14 protein-coding genes and 1 pseudogene are annotated in these 17,459 nt (G+C 44.8%); 7 read left to right on the forward strand and 8 right to left on the reverse strand.

Annotated elements, in window-relative coordinates; translation table 11 throughout:
- Positions 1-46: 46 nt before the first annotated feature.
- The 4 genes from QUB04_RS25150 to QUB04_RS25165 form a co-directional block, all read right to left on the reverse strand.
- A complete protein-coding gene (locus QUB04_RS25150) occupies positions 47-841 on the reverse strand; it encodes a WecB/TagA/CpsF family glycosyltransferase (RefSeq protein WP_333140852.1) in 795 nt (264 codons plus the stop codon).
- 440 nt (positions 842-1,281) lie between these two features.
- On the reverse strand, positions 1,282-2,652 hold the full coding sequence (locus tag QUB04_RS25155) for an O-antigen ligase domain-containing protein (RefSeq protein ID WP_333288572.1): 1,371 nt from the start codon (positions 2,650-2,652) through the stop codon (positions 1,282-1,284).
- Between the two features lie 105 nt (positions 2,653-2,757).
- Positions 2,758-3,879, reverse strand: a complete 1,122-nt coding sequence (locus QUB04_RS25160; RefSeq protein WP_333288574.1) for a glycosyltransferase family 4 protein — start codon at positions 3,877-3,879, stop codon at positions 2,758-2,760.
- Positions 3,880-4,318: 439 nt separating this feature from the next.
- Positions 4,319-5,479 carry a glycosyltransferase family 4 protein gene (locus QUB04_RS25165; RefSeq protein ID WP_333288576.1) on the reverse strand — a complete coding sequence of 387 codons (1,161 nt, stop codon included), beginning with the start codon at positions 5,477-5,479 and terminating at the stop codon, positions 4,319-4,321.
- Positions 5,480-6,609: 1,130 nt separating this feature from the next.
- Here QUB04_RS25165 and QUB04_RS25170 point away from each other — a divergent pair.
- Together QUB04_RS25170 and QUB04_RS25175 are read left to right on the forward strand one after the other, a co-directional pair.
- Entirely contained in the window at positions 6,610-6,813 is a 204-nt protein-coding gene (locus tag QUB04_RS25170) for a hypothetical protein (RefSeq protein WP_333288578.1), read from the forward strand.
- 27 nt (positions 6,814-6,840) lie between these two features.
- Positions 6,841-7,098, forward strand: a pseudogene (locus QUB04_RS25175) (ATP-binding protein); the annotation flags it as partial.
- A 134-nt stretch (positions 7,099-7,232) separates the two neighbouring features.
- Here the strand turns inward: QUB04_RS25175 and QUB04_RS25180 are convergent.
- On the reverse strand, positions 7,233-7,958 hold the full coding sequence (locus QUB04_RS25180; RefSeq protein ID WP_333288580.1) for a type II CAAX endopeptidase family protein: 726 nt from the start codon (positions 7,956-7,958) through the stop codon (positions 7,233-7,235).
- A 329-nt stretch (positions 7,959-8,287) separates the two neighbouring features.
- On the opposite strand from QUB04_RS25180, the gene QUB04_RS25185 reads away from it, so the two are divergent.
- Entirely contained in the window at positions 8,288-9,877 is a 1,590-nt protein-coding gene (locus QUB04_RS25185) for an Hsp70 family protein (protein ID WP_333288582.1), read from the forward strand.
- A 129-nt stretch (positions 9,878-10,006) separates the two neighbouring features.
- Complete coding sequence (locus QUB04_RS25190) at positions 10,007-10,834, forward strand: YwqG family protein (protein WP_333288583.1); 828 nt, start codon at positions 10,007-10,009, stop codon at positions 10,832-10,834.
- 346 nt (positions 10,835-11,180) lie between these two features.
- Here QUB04_RS25190 and QUB04_RS25195 read toward each other — a convergent pair whose 3' ends face one another.
- Entirely contained in the window at positions 11,181-11,702 is a 522-nt protein-coding gene (locus QUB04_RS25195) for a L,D-transpeptidase (protein WP_333288585.1), read from the reverse strand.
- Between the two features lie 101 nt (positions 11,703-11,803).
- On the reverse strand, positions 11,804-12,442 hold the full coding sequence (locus tag QUB04_RS25200) for a bifunctional 4-hydroxy-2-oxoglutarate aldolase/2-dehydro-3-deoxy-phosphogluconate aldolase (RefSeq protein ID WP_333288587.1): 639 nt from the start codon (positions 12,440-12,442) through the stop codon (positions 11,804-11,806).
- A 372-nt stretch (positions 12,443-12,814) separates the two neighbouring features.
- On the opposite strand from QUB04_RS25200, the gene QUB04_RS25205 reads away from it, so the two are divergent.
- A complete protein-coding gene (locus QUB04_RS25205) occupies positions 12,815-12,976 on the forward strand; it encodes a hypothetical protein (RefSeq protein ID WP_333140834.1) in 162 nt (53 codons plus the stop codon).
- Positions 12,977-13,295: 319 nt separating this feature from the next.
- Here QUB04_RS25205 and ftsH3 read toward each other — a convergent pair whose 3' ends face one another.
- The gene (gene ftsH3, locus QUB04_RS25210; RefSeq protein WP_006633639.1) at positions 13,296-15,134 is read right to left on the reverse strand and encodes an ATP-dependent zinc metalloprotease FtsH3; all 1,839 of its coding nucleotides are present in this window, start codon (positions 15,132-15,134) and stop codon (positions 13,296-13,298) included.
- Positions 15,135-15,423: 289 nt separating this feature from the next.
- Between ftsH3 and QUB04_RS25215 the strand changes: the two genes are divergently transcribed.
- Both QUB04_RS25215 and QUB04_RS25220 read left to right on the forward strand, forming a co-directional pair.
- Entirely contained in the window at positions 15,424-15,807 is a 384-nt protein-coding gene (locus QUB04_RS25215; RefSeq protein WP_333288589.1) for a hypothetical protein, read from the forward strand.
- A 232-nt stretch (positions 15,808-16,039) separates the two neighbouring features.
- Positions 16,040-17,368: a DUF268 domain-containing protein gene (locus QUB04_RS25220; RefSeq protein ID WP_333288591.1), complete on the forward strand. Its 1,329-nt coding sequence runs from the start codon at positions 16,040-16,042 to the stop codon at positions 17,366-17,368.
- The last annotated feature ends 91 nt before the right edge of the window (positions 17,369-17,459 follow it).

The raw sequence follows: 17,459 nt of genomic DNA on the forward strand, positions 1-17,459 counted from the left end.
TCCGATACTCAGCTTAATTTACGCTAGAGATTTGTGGCTCACCTTTTTAGGAGCCACCTTTCCATTCTAGCTGGCTGGTTTTGCTCTCCATGAAAGGCATTTTATAAAACCCTAATTTTTGTTCTAAGATTAATCGGAAAAAAGGCAGACCTTCAATCAAATATCTTTTCCACAACCTTCTCGGTTCACTTAACAATCGGTACGCCCATTCTATGCCGACTTCGCTCATCCATTTGGGAGCTCTGGCTTTGGAACCAGCTTCAAAATCAATGGTTGCACCTATCCCTAAGAAAATTTTGACGTGTGTAAATTTGCTCCTGTATTTAACCAGCCACTTCTCTTGCTTGGGGGACCCCACCCCTATTGCCAGAACTGTCGCTCCTGATTTATTGATCGCGTCAATTATTGTTTCACATTCTTCCTCATTTTTTTCAAAGCCAAAAGAAGGAGAAAGTGCTTCAACCACTATTTCTCTACCAATTTTTTGGTTAATTTTTTCCTGGGCTTTCCTAGCAATACCTTCAGCAGCTCCTAGCAAAAATATTTTAATCTTCTCGTTATCTTTGTGATACATATAAAATGCAGGAAACAAATCCGAACCTGAAATTTTTTCTTTGAGAGGAGTACCCAAAAACTTCGAGGCATACATCAATATTTGACTGTCGCAGACTCTATAACTAGATTTATTGTAAGCTTCATAGAAGTCGCGGTCATACTGCAACTTAATCAAGTGGTCTACATTTGGTGTAAATACAACACCGCCTTCGCAGTCGAGTTTTTCAAACAACTCTGTTATTGAGAAGTTATCTATCGAGACATTCAATAAATTAACTGTTTTCATGTATTATTCCCTTCCTGCTTTATATTAAACTACAACTCAAACTATTATAACCCACAATACAGTTTCGTGTTTTCACTGCTTGGGCGCTTCAGTGAACATACTTTTCTCAGTATATCCTCGTACACCCTACCTGTCCAGTCAGGATTTTTAAAGATTGTGTAAAGAATCAGCTAGTTTTAGAAAAAGTGTATAAAGCCAATTTTTAATTTTACAACTCGCAACACAGTTTCAATAAAAAAGCCATGCCGTGCTAATACTTGTTGAAGCACGGCCAATGAATGTAAAAAAGAGTTTATGAGATTAAAATTTTCACCGAGTGACAAATATCTCGCAACTTCCGAACTGGATTTGATACAAAAGTGGTAGATTTTTTAGTTTTTGTCTCCTGGGAAGGCAAGATAGTGTCAAGCTTGAAGTGAAGCGGCTCGCCTTCATGAAAATCATCCTGATTTTTGGTGAACTAGCGACTGTCTTCTTGGTGGCGAAGTGGTTTTCTTGGTCTTAAGACTTTCTGGAGCTTTTAAGACCAGACCCGATATTCCTCCAGCAATCATCGCAAAAATCGGGTTAGTCATAGCGTTCAAAACACAGTCAAACACGTACATAGTTAAGGCTACTACTAGGGCGGCTGCGGGTGCTACTTTGGGATTAGACCAGGTTCTGGCGGGATACTTGGACAGGCAAAAGACGATAACAGGAAGTAACAAAGAAGAAAATAAACTAGCTAAACCGACTGCACCGTTGGTGCCAAATGCAATAATCCATAAGCTGTCGGTGACCGAGATATCATTACCGTACCCGTCGTACACGCGGTTTCCGCCGGAATCGCCCCAGCCAAAAAGAAAGCTTTGCCGCGCTTTTTCCCCCAAAATCTCTTCCATGTCAAATCTAAACTTCAGAGAGGCCGCTCGTTCTTCGCCAAATATTTGAGTGATGAAGTCAATCACGTCTTTGCTAGAAAATTGACCCGATGCAGCTAGGTACAGATAAAACACTATATATCCAATTATGAATAGTAGGGGCAAAGAGGTGCGAAACCACTTGGCAGAGAATAATACGATCAACGCGAATACAAATAAACTGTAGGCGCCAGTCGAACGGCACAGGAAAAAAGCGATAGTTAATATAATTGCTAAAGTCTTGATGTTGCGACCCTGAAACTTTTTGAGCGTCCCAGTTTGCCAAAGCCAAACTGCAATTAAGGCGGCTGTCATCATCCACAGGCCCACCATCAAACCGTGCTGCATAAATACTACCGGTCTCCACCCCCCCAAACGCCTTGCTTGACCCCAGTCCTCAAAGGCATTGACGCCGTAAACCATTTGGTGCAGAATTGGGCCCCTCACCCCTTCAATTAAAGTAAAAGGCATGTAGGCCAACCCACCTGCAAAAATCCCGATCGCCAATTGTCGCAGCCCGTCTAAACTACCCACATACAAGCGTCCTAAAAAATAAGGCAGACCCCAAGCAACGATTTGGTTGAGAGTCGGAGAAATCGGGCTGCCACCATTACTAAGTTGTGAAACGATTGGGCACAAACAGTAAATTACCATTGGCAAATCCAGCCAACCGGGCTTAAAAGATGTGAGGCGCGCAGTATCGTAGATAAGAGTCCCCAGCAAAATGCCATAGCAAGCTGCAGAGATTTTGGTATACGCTGGCAATGAGGGGATGGGATAAGAAGCTTGTGGCAAAAAAAGCCACGCTGCTACAAAACTTATAATTACCGCCCGCTGAGCCGGAAACCTCACAAACAGGTAAAAAACGAGTGGAATAAAGCCGAACATAGCAAGTGGGATTAATGCAACCATAAGTCTTTTTTGGCAGTAAAATTGTAGAAAGACAACTCAAATTGCCCGATAAAAATTGTCGCTTAAACGATCGCCCAACCCCAATCTTTTCAATCAACCTCAATTTTACGTCTTGTTCGTTAATTGTGCTTGACGTTCCAAAGCAGTGTATAGTGCCGCCTCGAAGAGATTAGTTGCATCCTCCCAAGAATAATTTATTACCGTCTCCAAAGCAGTCTCGGACATTGCGCGCCATTCCGCATCAGGCAAGTGACAAATCTGCTCGATCGCTTTTGCCATATCCTCTGGGTCTTCTGGCTTGACAAGTATGCCACCCCCGCCAGCAAGTAGTTCCGGAGCCGCACCAGCAGGAGTGCCGATGACTGGAGTGCCGCAAGCCATAGCTTCTAAAATTGGCAAGCCGAAGCCTTCGGAGCTGCTGGCAAACAGCCAAGCATCGCATTTGCTGTAAAATTCTTTTAGTTGGTCTTGAGTAGGTGCTTTATTATACTCAGTACCCGGGGGCAGAAAATTGGGAGGAGGAGTATCGCCGGAACCAAAGGCAACTAAACGAAGGTTAGGAATTTTTTCAGCAGCTATTGAGAAAGCTTTCAGGGCCAGAGCGCAGCCTTTCCAAGGAGTTGTAGTATAGTACATCCCGACTGTGGGAACTAATTGCTTGCCTCGCGGCTGCTTCGCTCGCGACTGGGGGTCGTAAAACTGTTTGGTGTCCACGCTGGGACGGACGAGAGATACAGACAAATCCCCGTATTTATTCCGAGCTATGTCGGCCAGCCACTGGGCCACAGCGATTTTGTGCATCGGCAGCAGCCAAGTTGCCTCTACTCGACCTTTTGGTACGTAGTCAAAAGCCTCATAATGTTGGAGAAAATATACTTTCGTTCCTTTGCTGGGAGAGAGTTTTGCCACCCACTCGGCAGTTTCCCACCAAGTAGCCATGACAATATCGGCATCAGGTACGTCCACATCGGTAATGGGGCGGTTGGTTTCGAGAACTCGACTTTCGACCTCCACTTTATCAAAGTGAGACTTTGGTGTCTTGGGAGGGGACTCCCAACCCCTACCCCTCAGCAACGAGCGCAATTGTTGGATCAAAGCCGGTTGCCACGGGGGTTGAGAGACGATAAATATTTTGTGTCCTCGCTTTTGCAGCAGTTCTGTGTAAATAGATAACACCCTCATGCCACCTGTAAGACCAAGGGTAGGAAGGACAAAAGTAATTTTCATGAGTAGATGCTGAAGATTGATACTGGTTAAAACTCCTCCATAACAAAAACTTCGCACTTACCAGCCTCTGTTTGCCTTTTGTGGGGGGTGCGGCTTTCTGCAGGAGGGATCGTCACTTGATAGTCAAGCCGATCTTACTTTGTCGTCAGGGACTTTTCCCAATTACAAATGGGCAGATGTTTGACGACAAGACAAGTTTAACCGGTAACGGAGCCAGCCTTAAAACCTCCGTTGCCCTCTGGTTCAGATTTTGGCAGATCAATTTATAACCAGTATTCCCTCGTCGCAGCAGTCAGAATTCGTCTCTAGACTGCTGGGTAGAAAACAGGATATGGGCGATTTTAGTTTTGGCAGAAGCACCCCACCAAACGATATTGAGTTTCTGCTGAGAATGCCGCCCCACAGCGAGTGGCTAGCGCAGAATTTCAAATGGCTGCAGTTAGCAAACCGGAATTGGTGGGTTTGCCACTACTGGGTCGGCATAGGGAGAAAAGGAATCTATGTTAACCTCGCGCTGCTTAGATTTGTCTACAGCAACTTTCAATGCCGCTTCAAAATGAGCCGCGGCATCATCCCAAGTATAATTGTTCACCTTGGCATAGGCTGCTTCGGACATGGCTTGCCACTTGGAATTTGGCATCTGACAGATACGCTCTATGGCTTTTGCCATTTCTTCGGGATCTTCTGGTCTTACAAGTATGCCAGTACCGCCGCTCAAAATTTCAGGAGCAGCGCCTGCGGGGGTACTGATGACGGGAGTGCGACACGCCATCGCTTCGATAATTGGCAAGCCGAAGCCTTCTGAGCGGCTCGCCAGCAGCCAAGCATCGCATTTGCTGTAATAGTCTTTGATTTTGTCTTGGTCGGGTTGAATTACATACTCGGCATTGGCCGGTAAGGGCAATTCCGAGGAGGGGGCTCCTGTACCGAAGGCAACCAAACGCAGGTTGGGGATCTTTTCTGCTGCTAGGGAAAAAGCTTTGAGGGCGATGTCGGTTCCTTTCCAGTAGATTGTAGAGTACATTAGGCCAACTGTAGGAACCGATTGTTTGTTGCGAGGACAGGCGTAAAATTGCTTGGTGTCCACGGTAGGAGGAGCTAAGGAAACTTGGTCATCGCCATATTTAGTCCAAGCTAGGTTAACTAACCACTGAGAGATCGTAATTTTGTGCATGGGCAGCATCCAGGTTGCTTCTACTCTTCCTTGAGGTAGATAGTCAAAAACTTCGTGGTGCTGGATAAAATAAGCTTTGGCTCCTTTGCTGGGAGAGAGTTTGGCTACCCACTCGGCGGTTTCCCACCAGGTTGCAACTACTACGTCAGCATCAGGTACATCTTTGTCTTCTACCGGGCGGTAGTGATCGGTAATTTTGTGTTCTACACCTAAGTTATCGAAAAATGAGGGTTCGTTTTCAGGTGGGGAAATCCAACCGCGTCCCCGCAGCAGCGACTTGACTTGCTGGCGCATACTCGGTTGGGGGTGGGGTAGAGAGATGACGAACACGGAGTGTCCTCGCTTTCTCAAACGTTCTGCGAAAATAGATATTACTCGTATTCCACCAGTCAGAGACAGAGTAGGAAGAACAAAGGTGATTTTCATTTTTAAGTCCCGCTGAAGACTCCGACTCGCTTACGACGCTGCTACCAGCGCTGATTTGAGAGCCCTAAAGGAAAGAGGGGCGGGTGAATATTAATTACCGCTTTCCTGGTGTTTACATAGAATCTAACCGAGTGACTGTTCGCAACACCCCAATATCTATCTACCAAAACTTCGCTGTCATTGCAATGATAATAACGATTGATGTGAGCGCCAAACAGTTCCTATAGGGATAATTTGCAGGTAAGCGAAATTTCCTCCCGAAGATGGATACCTCATCAAATAGGAGCTTTTTTCGCGACAAACACCAAGCTAGACAACACCCTCTGTTAAACATAACATCATTTACTATCCAACGAACAGGGATGTACGGGAAACCGAATATCAGCCCACTTTTAATGTGGGGATTAAGGTAGCATTAACAACAATAGGCAGGATATTGACATCGCCTTTGACCAAATTTTATACTGCATTCAAGAGGGAAATTCTTACCTTGAGAATGGTGATTTCCCATCGCTATAATACATCTAAATATCGATCGGTGGCTATGATTTTTGGGTAACGGTACAGTCGGTATTGCTTGACATAATATCCTATTTGGTCAAGATTCAGAGAGGGTGGTTTTCTCTGATACCTGCAGGGGCGCGATCGCGCGAATGACCGTTGTGGACGCGCGAATGAGGGGAGAAACCCTGTTTTTCAAGCGATATCCCTCGCCCTCACTTGTCGTATGTTCCTGAAAAAACCTGCTTGAGGCGTCCACTGTTTGAAAAAATAGGTTGCCCAATCGTGCTACAGAACATAGAGTTTCACCGATATAAATTTAATTAGCTGCCTGAGTTTTAAATGTGTTAATAAAAGGCGATCGCCTGAAAAAAATGCCACAAGAAACTGCCACTGCGGGGCAGAGTATATGTAGCGTTCCTGCCCAATTCCTGTCTAAGTAATTACCGTAACAAAAATTCAGCAGCAAATTATCAAATGACCCTATAAAGATCAAAGGAATACTCAAGGTGGATCGGCCTATCTCGTGCAAACCTTGACTCCTAAGCAGTAGCAGCAGCTTCGTGGTATGTATCAAACGATTTCGCCTACAAAAAATTTGATGTTATGAAATCATAATTTTTCCTAAGTTGGCAATTCCAGATGACAATCGGTGTGCTCTTGGGGGCCGGGCCGCCGATGCTTGTAGCGATATGTTGGCCAGTTTTCATGCAGCTAAAATTATGCGATCGCAAGCAAAACACAAGCTAGAATTAAAAGCAGATGTCTTAACCGCCGGCATCTTCCTGTGGGAAGATATGAACGTTCGATTATTGCACAGCATCAGTCAATAGCCGAGTTCGGATATTCCGGCTGCTGAAGAATGGATTAGTTTTAAAGTCAGCGATACTGGAATTGGAATGAATACAGAGTAAATTGAGAGAGTATTTCAAGCTTTTAGCCAAGCGGACGAGTCTACTACTCGCCGATACGGCGGTACGGGTTTGGGATTGGCAATCGCCCAGAAATTCTGTCAGATGATGGGGGGAGATATTATAGCAATCCTAAATCATTTGCATAATTATTGTAGGGGCAATCCGACCCCTACTCCCCGTGGTTGCCCGATAGATAGGGGGTAGGCACGGGGAGTAGGGGTAGCACTACCCCTACAAATTTATCTGAATCATTTAGGATTGCTATAGTCGGGAGAACGAGTTGGGAAAAGTGTCAATTTTTACTGTATAATTGCCGACGATAGTCGCTGAAAAAGCAGCTAGTTAAAGAGGATTTGCCAACCAATAATTGCCAAGGCCAAATCTGCGATCGCGTGGCTGATATAACTCGACCAAAGCGAACGGTAAGTCACATAAGAGTGCGACCAAATTATCCCGGCGGCGAAGACAGCTAAGGAACCTAATATCACAGCCGGCCAGTCGCTGTAAGCTGCTATTACAAAAATGTGGTGGAGGGTGAAAAATAGCGAACTCAGAAATATTGCTTTTGTGCCCGGTATGAGAATCTGGCACTTGTTGCAGACAAACCACCGCCAAGTAAATTCTTCAATCAGCGAGTTAACTAGCACAAAATATGCTTCTACAATCAAGTAAATAGTAGGGCTGCTAATACCTAATTGGTACGATTTTTCTTTAGCAACTACAGGATCGATCCAGTGCTGACCAAAAAGGCTATAGATACCCAGAATTACCGCAAACATGAATATTCCCCAAATAGCTCCAGCCAGCAATTCTTGGCGCTTGGGCAGGGATAAACTGAGCTTTTTGCGATCGACAAAAACAGACCACGCGATCGGAAAAACTAACAACCAAACTTGACAAAAGACAGACAGTGTTTGTCCCCAGCTTCCAGGGGCAATATACAAGGCTGCTATGATACCAATACTAGCCGCAGGGACAAGTAGTGTTAGAGCCAATAGTGCTGTTTTGCGATCGCCCATATCCAGCATTTTGCACGCTTCCTTTAAAAATAGGATTGAGCTCAAAGGAAAAAGCTTGGTGGCGGCGGACAAGTTATACCACTTTCAATAAACAATGCCACTGTAGGCCAGTGTTCCAAACCCTTATGCAGTCAGCCATTCCCAAGTGTTTAATCTAAAAATTCAAATGGTATGAGTTTTGTGCCGCTTATAAAAGTGGCGCTTATTTGTTGCAACCAAAAATATGCAGTTGCACAAAATTGAAGACTCCGCTGCTAAAGCAGTTTTGATTGCAACTAAGTATTTATGCAAGCACAAGTTGATAATCTATTTGCATTTGGGGTTCAAAATACAATAATATGATTGAATCCTTCGTAGCTGTGTATTTTGGCTGAATGGCGATCGCAATTGACTTTGGAACTAGCAACACCGTCGTCGCTCGCTGGAATCAAGTCCTCCAGCAGCCCGAAACTTTGAAATTACCGGGATTGTCGGCAATCTCGGCTCAAAATCCGCCCCTAATTCCCAGTTTACTCTACGTTGAGGACGCTGCTCAAAGTAAAGTCATACTCGGTCAGCAAGTCCGCGACAAAGGCCGGGATTTGAGTGGAGATTCTCGGTTTTTTCGCAATTTTAAGCGGGGAATTGGCACTTCCGTTCAGGGTTTTGTGCCGGAACTTGACGGGCAACTTATTACTTTTGAACGAGTAGGCGAGTGGTATTTGAGCCAAATTGTGAACTCAATTCGCGAACTGCCTTTGCCGATTGACTCTTTGATTTTTACAGTGCCTGTAGATAGTTTTGAAGCTTACCGCCATTGGTTGGGCAAAGTGTCTCAATCTCTAGAAGTAGAACAAGTGCGGATGTTGGACGAACCTACGGCGGCTGCTTTGGGTTACGGTTTAGCCGATCGCGAAAATCTGTTAGTCATTGATTTCGGCGGCGGAACTCTAGACCTTTCTTTGGTGCGTTTGGACGCTTCCTCCGACAAAAAGCCCCTCGGTTTTATTCTTAAGTGGGGCGAAAAGCTATTAGCTGAATCTTCAGCGCAAAAAACAAAAGTTGCCCGGGTTTTGGCTAAAGCCGGACAAAATTTAGGCGGTTCTGATATTGATAATTGGCTGGTTGACTATTTTGTGCAAACAAAAGGGCTGGCAAAATCTCCCATTACAACGAGATTGGCAGAACGGTTAAAGATTCAGTTGTCTTTAGTGAATCAGGCAGTTGAGGTTTATTTTGATGATGAAAATTTTGAGAGTTACGAATTAGAATTAGATCGATCTCGTTTTGAATCTATCCTCGCGGAACATCAGTTTTTTGATAAACTCGACGAGTGCATGAATCAAGTATTGCAGCAAGCGCGGCGCCAAGGCTTAGAAATTGGCGACATCGACGCAGTTTTGCTAGTTGGCGGTACTGTGCAAATTCCCGCTGTCGGGCGTTGGGTGCAGCAATATTTCGATACGGCAAAAATTCGCTGCGACAAACCCTTTGAGGCGATCGCCCAAGGTGCTCTGCAACTGAGTCAAGGCATAGAAATCAAAGATTTTCTCTATCACAGTTACGGAATTCGCTACTGGAACCGCCGCGAAAATTGCCACAGTTGGCACAGTTTAATTAAATCCGGCCAGTCTTATCCGATGAGCGAACCGGTAGAATTAGTCTTGGGGGCTTCTTTAGAAAGTCAGCCAAGTATAGAATTAATTATCGGCGAATTGGGAGCGGAAACTGGCGGCACGGAGATATATTTTGACGGCGACAGGCTAATTACTCGCCAACTCGCGGGCCAAACATCGGTACAGCCCCTAAATGATAAAGAAGGAGCCCGCAGCATCGCGCAATTGACGCCGCCTGGGTATCCGGGGAGCGATCGCATCAAAATCTTATTCCGCGTTGACGAACAGCGCTTTTTACGCATTACGGTGGAAGATTTGCTGACAAATGCAACTTTGTTAGAGGATAAACCAGTGGTGCAGCTAAGTTAAGCATTCCTGAACGCATAGGAGCTCAGAAACCGGGTTTTTTAGGAAAATCATTCGTTGCAGCCCGCCGATTAAGTGAAAAACCCGGTTTCTTTGATGGAGTGTGTCCAAGACTAAAATTATTAAAAGCAGATGAACTACAAACTAGAATGTCCACTCTCTCCAGAACTAGAAAAGTATCGCGACAGAATCGAAGCTACCATTAAACCTTACATCGAAATTCAAACCCAGAATAATGATGACGTTAATTGGTGGCAGAGTAAATTTGGGGGATTGCCCTATTTACCTAAAGGCTTTGAATATCCCAAAACTTGTGACGGTAAATATTTATTTTTGCTAGCGCAACTCAACTTTGATGAAATACCGCCTTTAGATGGTTTTCCCGATCGGGGCATCTTACAGTTCTATATAGCTGACGATGACCTATATGGTTTAGAATTCGGCAATTCCGCCGATGTAGATAATCCCACAGTCGAAGACAGATTCAAAATAATGTATTTTCCTCAGCCAGACTTCAAAGTTGAAAACATCATTACCAATTATGATTTTTTGCCGGAACCCGAACTTTTTCCTATCTCAGGCTGTTGCAGCTTACAATTTACTAAAAAATATGCGCCGATTAGTACAAGTGATTACCAATGTACCGAAATTTTAGGCTCGGAAATTGATGAGTTATTTATGAATCATGAAATAGAGGATGAATACCTAAAAATAGCGTCTTTTTGTGGTCATAAAATAGGTGGTTATCCTGATTTTGTACAAAATGATGTTAGAGAATATAGCAGTAAATGCGATCGGGAACATAAGTCAGATATTCTTCTATTCCAAATGGATACCGATCGCAATGATACAGTAGATATCAAGTGGGGAGATATGGGTATAGGTAACTTTTTTATTAATGAATCAGCACTCAGACAATTAGATTTTAGTAAAGTTTTATACAATTGGGATTGTGGTTAATACCAATTATCTAAAGTCTTGCAACAATGATGAGTGTGGGTTTGTTTACGCTCACCCGCTCGTGTAAGGTGCGTCGCTCAAAGATTGTGGATATTCTTTAAGATTTAAGGGTGGCGACGCACCCTACAGATACTGTTGCATGAGTTTTGAGAATTAGTATAAAAACAGCAGTAAAGTAAGCAAGCTAAAAAAAACCAGAACTGATGAACTCCGATCGAAGAAACCGGGTTTTTGACCGAATCTACGGCTGTAACGCAGTATTTCGCAAAAAAACCCGGTTTCTGACCACCATAAGTTCTAATAATGTTCGACTATGCCCGATGCCCGATGCCCAATTCCCAATTCCCTAAACCTGAGATTTGTGCACCACCACGGGTGTTCCCACCGATGCCCATTCAAATAGCCATTTAGCATGATTGACAGCTACATTTGTGCAGCCGTGAGTAACGGGATTGCCAAACAAATTGTGCCAGTAAGCGCCGTGAATTGCCATGCCTCCGTCGTAATACATTGTATAGGGAACGTCGGGCACGTCGTAGTCCGGCCCAGTCATTCTAGTAACGCGGTGTTTGGTTTCAACGGCAAAGGTTCCCGTGCGGGTGGGAGTCGATGATTTGCCGCTGGAAATAATCACCGCGTAAACAGGTGTATTTCCTTCCCAAGCTATTAACCTTTGTCTTGACAAATCTATTTCAATCCAGCGTTCGCTGGATTGCTGCAACAGCATAATTTTATTGGCAATTATGTTGTGCTGTTCGCTGGCAAATGCGGTCATTGAACCGCCGCAGAATGTAGCAAAAGTGAGGGCGCAGCCGGCACAGAAAGTTCCAGCGCGACGGAAGTAAGTTGAGTTGATAATGCTGTTCATTTCTCACACCTCGTACTATTTTAGATTTTAGATTTTAGATTTTAGATTGGCTTGTCCTATTTTAGATTGTAGATTTGAAATGTTGGATTTGGAAACTGGACTTAACAAGTTGTTAAATTTTGGGCGAGATTCCGGGCAATTTGGACGATCGCACGCCAATCGCTATTTTCCACTAAGTGTTTAGGAAATAAGTCTCCGGCTAAACCAACGGCGATCGCCCCGGCGTCAATAAATACTTTCGCATTTTCCAGCGTCACCCCCCCAGTGGGAATTAAAGGAATGTTTCCCAGGGGGCCTTGCAGGCTTTTCAGGTAAGCCGCGCCTCCCAAAGCCGATATCGGAAACACTTTAACGCAGGTAGCGCCTGCTTGCCACGCGGTGACAATTTCCGTGGGAGAAAAAGCACCTGGGACGATCGGCACTCCGGCGTCAACTGCTGTTTTAATCATAGCTACATCGGTGTGCGGAGTAAACAGAAATTGAGCGCCGCAGTCTATTGCTTGTTGCAACTCTTCTAAGTTTAATAAAGTGCCGGTACCAATACTAAAAGTTGGGAATTCGGAGCGGAGTTCGGCAATTAATTCAGCAGCTTTGTGGGTATTCCAAGTAATTTCAATAAACTGGATTCCTCCTGCTGCTACCGATGATGCCATCTGCCAAGCAAGTTCTTTTTCGGAGGAACGGATAACTGCGATCGCGCGGTGTTTTTTTAGTAGTGTCAACCAAGATAGATGATTCATACAATTTTAGATTTTAGATTTTAGATTTTAGAATTTGGCGTGCTCAGTCGAAGGATTTTAAATTGGGCATATCCCAAATTTGAAACTCATATCATTCTGACTCGCCTCTAATTTTAATACAGGTTGCTAACTTCGATATAGGGCAAATTACAATATGTGCGGCGTTCAATTTTTAACGGACAATCTAGGCAACAAAACCGCTGCAATTTTTGACATCAAAAACCACAGAGATTTTTGAGCTGACGTGCTGGCTGAATGCGGCGAACCGACTGACTTTCAGTTTTTATATCAATTCCTGTTGTATCGGAATGATGAAACCGCTCTTGACACAGAGGATACAGAGAAAGGGAAGAGAGAGATGAATACAGGACGATGCCAACGGATTTGATATTAGTTGAGTCGCAAGGCTCAAAAGTCCCGGTGCTGCTTGACTTCCAGTACCCAGACGATATCTGGGAGGATGTTTACGACTGTGTGATTATTGAATCTAGAAAAGATGAACCAAGAGTTCCCTGGGAAGAATTTAAGCGCTAGCTGCTGGAAAAAGGTATGCTGAATGTCTGATATCATGTCCGATCGATTGACCATAATATCCCGGCCGGGCGGGTTTTTGAGATTGTCAATTATTGGCCGATATTATTGGTGAACCCGCCCCTACCTGATTTCGGGCGAAGCGACCGGACATAATATCATTCTTTAGATTTAATCTAAAATCCAAAATTTAAAATCTAAAATCGATCGATCGCACTCATAAAAAAATCGGGGAGATTCCAGACAATCCCAGAATCACCCCAATTATTGATTTCAAACTTTAGATTTAATCTAAAATCCCAAATCCCAAATCCAAAATTGATTAGGCGATCGTCGCCATTTTCACATCGCTATTAGCTAACAAATTTTGCAATTCATCAGCATCCACCGTTTCCTTTTCAACTAGCATATCTGCCAAAGCATTAAGGACATGGCGGTTGCCGACGAGTACATCTTTAGCGCGACGGTAAGCTTGTTCTACCAACAAACGCACTTCATCGTCGATCGTCGCTGCGGTTTCTTCAGAGAAATCGCGTTCGGCCATGATATCGCGACCCATGAACATATTGCCTTGTTGGCGACCGAGAGCTACAGGGCCTAGCCGATCGCTCATTCCGAAGCGAGTCACCATTTGCCGCGCTACTCTTGCCACTTGCTGCAAGTCGTTCGACGCGCCAGTCGTTACTTCTTCTTCGCCGAAGACAATTTCTTCAGCAATGCGGCCGCCCAAAGCTACCGCCATTTGATTTTGCAAGTAAGACCGAGAATACAAGCCAGAATCCATCCGATCTTCGCTGGGTGTGAACCAAGTCAAACCGCCAGCGCGGCCGCGGGGGATAATGCTAATTTTCTGCACGGGGTCATAATCGGGCATCAGCGCGCCGACTAAAGCGTGACCGGCTTCGTGGTAAGCTACCAAAGTTTTGCGCTTTTCGCTCATCACGCGGTCTTTCTTTTCCGGGCCAGCGAGCACGCGGTCGATCGCATCGTTGACTTCATCCATCGAGACTTCGGTCAAGTTGCGACGGGCGGCTAAAATTGCTGCTTCGTTGAGTAGGTTGGACAAATCCGCACCTGTGAAACCGGGTGTCCGGCGGGCGATTTTTTCCAAGTCCACGTCTTTCGACAAAGTTTTGCCGCGGGCGTGAACGTTGAGAATTTCTAGGCGGCCTCCGAAGTCGGGGCGATCGACTACAACTTGGCGATCGAAGCGACCCGGACGCAGCAGCGCCGCATCGAGTACATCGGGGCGGTTCGTAGCAGCAATCAAAATGATGCCAGTATTGCCCTCAAAGCCGTCCATTTCTGTCAGCAACTGGTTCAGGGTTTGTTCCCGTTCGTCGTTACCACCGCCCAAACCAGCGCCCCGCTGGCGACCTACGGCGTCAATTTCATCGATAAATACGATACAAGGAGCGTTAGATTTAGCTTGTTCAAACAAGTCGCGGACGCGGGAAGCACCGACACCCACGAACATTTCCACAAATTCTGAGCCGGAAATCGAGAAGAAGGGAACGCCTGCTTCTCCAGCCACTGCTTTTGCCAGCAGGGTTTTGCCTGTTCCGGGAGGGCCCACCAGCAGTACGCCTTTGGGGATTTTTGCTCCGACTGCGGTGAAGCGGTCTGCATTTTTCAGGAAGTCCACGACTTCTGCGAGCTCTAGCTTGGCTTGTTCGATGCCCGCCACGTCGCCGAAAGTCACCTGAGTTTGTGGCTCCATTTGGACTCTAGCTTTGGATTTGCCGAAGTTCATGGCTTGGTTGCCGGGCCCGTTTTGCGCGCGCCGCACCAGGAAAAACAGTCCCACCAAGAGCAAGATCGGGAAGAACAGGCTGCTGAGGGCTTTTACCCAGAAGCCTTCGTCGCTTTGGGGCAGAACTGAAATATCTACGTTATTTTTGGTCAGGATGTTGATCAGTTCTGGGTCGTTTGGCAGGTTAACGAGTACCTTGTTGCCGTCCTGGGCTGTGACCAGGGCTTTGCTGCGATCTGAACTGATATTTATTTTGTCTACTCTCTTGCCTTCGACTTCCTGAATGAATTGACTGTACTTCCAAACTTCGCGGCTTGGGGGCTGTTTGTCAAAAAAAGCCGTTGCTAAGGCAATGACTACAATAGCCAGCAGTGCGTACAGGCCAGCGTTTCTCCACCGTTTATTCACCGAGGTCGATCCTCCTAATTTTTAGTCCCTGTGATTTGGGAATTTTTATTTATGTTCATCAATCTTAACGTAATTGTAACTTGTTTTTGTGGGGTGAGGAATCCCGGCCATGCTGCGACGGTCTCAGGTGAGGTCGTGGGAACGGAACTTCTCATCTGCCCGCGAGTAAGCCATCACTTACAATATTAAATGATTTTTGTCAAGAGTTGGCGCCCCCCAGCCCACAAGGTTTTCGGCGATCGGCGGGCGATTTTCAGTTAATCTAGTAGAAACCAAGAAGTGAGCAGCGATGGGAATTACCTACACTACCTTAAAAATTAGAAATTTTTTGACTGACAGCGAGATAGTGGATCAGGAGGCAAAAGTAGATACAGGAGCGACGATGCTAGTTTTGCCAGAATCAACTGCTGCACAGTTTAACTTCCCTAAGATTAGGAAGCAGATAGTTAAGTATGCTAACGAGGAGACGGCCCAAAGAGATATTGTTGGTGGGGTTGAAGTCGAAGTGTGCGGTAGGAAAGGTTGGTTTGAAGCAATCGTCTCACCTGGGAAAAAGTATGCTTTACTCGGTGCTATTGTGATGGAGACGCTCGATTTGATTGTCGAGCCCAGAGGGTTGCAAATATATCCAAATCCGCGCTCTCCGAATATGCCTATGGCTGAGATAGAGTAGAGCGTTAAATTTGTCAATGGAACGAGAGAGAGTGATGTTAAAGCTGCTCGCTTGCGATCGGATGTCTCAATCCTCAGCGTTTTCTATGTAAAATAATCCTGTGTGCGTGCAAAAACGTTGTATAAAATAGTAGGGACTATTCTGGGAACAACCAAAAGGGGTGTTCAGCCCTTGCAAGCTTAAAGAACCTAGGAAACGATTACCAAGCAAACTCTAAATTCAGGAAGGTTTTATGATTTCAGATCTAGAAAAAATGTTTGATGCTTTTGCTAGTTCCCGATCTGTAAATATCAATGCTCCCCAAATTCAAAAGTATAAACAAGACTTTATTGATTATTTTACCCGCTTTAACGAATCCGAAGAATCAAAAGAATTCCCTAATACCATATTTTATCCTTGCCTGGGCGATGACCTGCCGAATACCCCAATAGACAAATATTATTTATACCAAGATACTTGGGCCAGCAGAAAAATTTTTGAACAAAAACCTTCGGCGGTCGTAGACATTGGTTCAACGGTACTTTATGCCAGTATCATCTCTCAATTTGTCCCGACAACTTTTGTCGATATCAGACCCCCAGAAATCAACTTACCTGGATTAAAATTAGTTGCTGGAAGCATTCTAGATCTGCCTTTTGAAGATGCCTCTCAAAGTTTTGTAACTTCCCTATGCGTTGTCGAACACATCGGTCTTGGCAGGTATGGAGACCCAATCATGCCCAATGGAACCCGACGTGCTTGTGCAGAAATAGACCGAATTCTTAAGCCGGGAGGTGAGTTAATTGTCAGTGTTCCATTGGGAACCAGTTGTATTGCATTTAACGCTCACCGCATCTTTTCAAAACAGCAATTTCTTTCCTATTTTCCAGGATACCAAATATTGGATGAAGTTTACTTAGCCCCTCACCCTTCAGGAGCTGATGTTGTAAAATCTTTGAGAGTGGGCGAGATGTGTGTTTATGTCGTTCATCTTAAAAAAATTCAAAGTAAAAGCGAGCTTGAAGTCCAATATTGGATCGCATCTGGCAAGCCCGTACCGCCTCCCCCAGCAATTAAACAGCAAGTCGTGAAAGATTATGCTCAGAGATTTTCACTAACTACTTTGGTAGAAACAGGAACCTACTTGGGAGACATGGTTTTCAGCATGAGGGATGTTTTCAGACAGATATTTTCTATTGAACTCAGCGTTCCGCTTTACTTAGAAGCCAAAGAAAGATTTAGCAGCCGATCCCATATCCATATTTTACAGGGAGATAGCGCTCAAGTATTACCGAAAACTTTGACTTATCTTAATGAACCCTGCCTTTTTTGGCTGGACGGGCATTACTCAGCCGGAATCACGGCAAAAGGAGATTTAGAAACGCCTATCATGCAGGAGTTAGAAGCTATTTTATCACATTCCATTAAAAATCATGTCATCCTCATAGATGATGCCCGTGAATTTACAGGAATGAATGATTATCCAACTGTGAGTCAACTAAAAGAGTTTGTCGCCAAAAGCAGACCGGATTATCAAGTTGATTTAGAAAATGATATTCTGAGAATACACCAGCCTAGTTAGTCAAATTATTCGATTTATAAATAGAGAATAATTTCCTTCAATTGATGCTTAGATCAAATGGCCGAGCCATAAATAAATTAACAAAGGATAC

Origin of the sequence: Microcoleus sp. D2_18a_B4 (assembly GCF_036702475.1) — a bacterium.
Classification (GTDB): Bacteria; Cyanobacteriota; Cyanobacteriia; order Cyanobacteriales; family Microcoleaceae; genus Microcoleus.

Coding starts and splice junctions, on each gene's coding strand:
- QUB04_RS25150 (WP_333140852.1), bottom strand. CDS start 841: ATGAAAACAGTTAATTTATTGAATGTCTCGATAGATAACTTCTCAATA.
- QUB04_RS25155 (WP_333288572.1), bottom strand. CDS start 2,652: ATGGTTGCATTAATCCCACTTGCTATGTTCGGCTTTATTCCACTCGTT.
- QUB04_RS25160 (WP_333288574.1), bottom strand. CDS start 3,879: ATGAAAATTACTTTTGTCCTTCCTACCCTTGGTCTTACAGGTGGCATG.
- QUB04_RS25165 (WP_333288576.1), bottom strand. CDS start 5,479: ATGAAAATCACCTTTGTTCTTCCTACTCTGTCTCTGACTGGTGGAATA.
- QUB04_RS25185 (WP_333288582.1), top strand. CDS start 8,288: ATGGCGATCGCAATTGACTTTGGAACTAGCAACACCGTCGTCGCTCGC.
- QUB04_RS25190 (WP_333288583.1), top strand. CDS start 10,007: ATGAACTACAAACTAGAATGTCCACTCTCTCCAGAACTAGAAAAGTAT.
- QUB04_RS25195 (WP_333288585.1), bottom strand. CDS start 11,702: ATGAACAGCATTATCAACTCAACTTACTTCCGTCGCGCTGGAACTTTC.
- QUB04_RS25200 (WP_333288587.1), bottom strand. CDS start 12,442: ATGAATCATCTATCTTGGTTGACACTACTAAAAAAACACCGCGCGATC.
- QUB04_RS25205 (WP_333140834.1), top strand. CDS start 12,815: ATGCCAACGGATTTGATATTAGTTGAGTCGCAAGGCTCAAAAGTCCCG.
- QUB04_RS25215 (WP_333288589.1), top strand. CDS start 15,424: ATGGGAATTACCTACACTACCTTAAAAATTAGAAATTTTTTGACTGAC.
- QUB04_RS25220 (WP_333288591.1), top strand. CDS start 16,040: ATGATTTCAGATCTAGAAAAAATGTTTGATGCTTTTGCTAGTTCCCGA.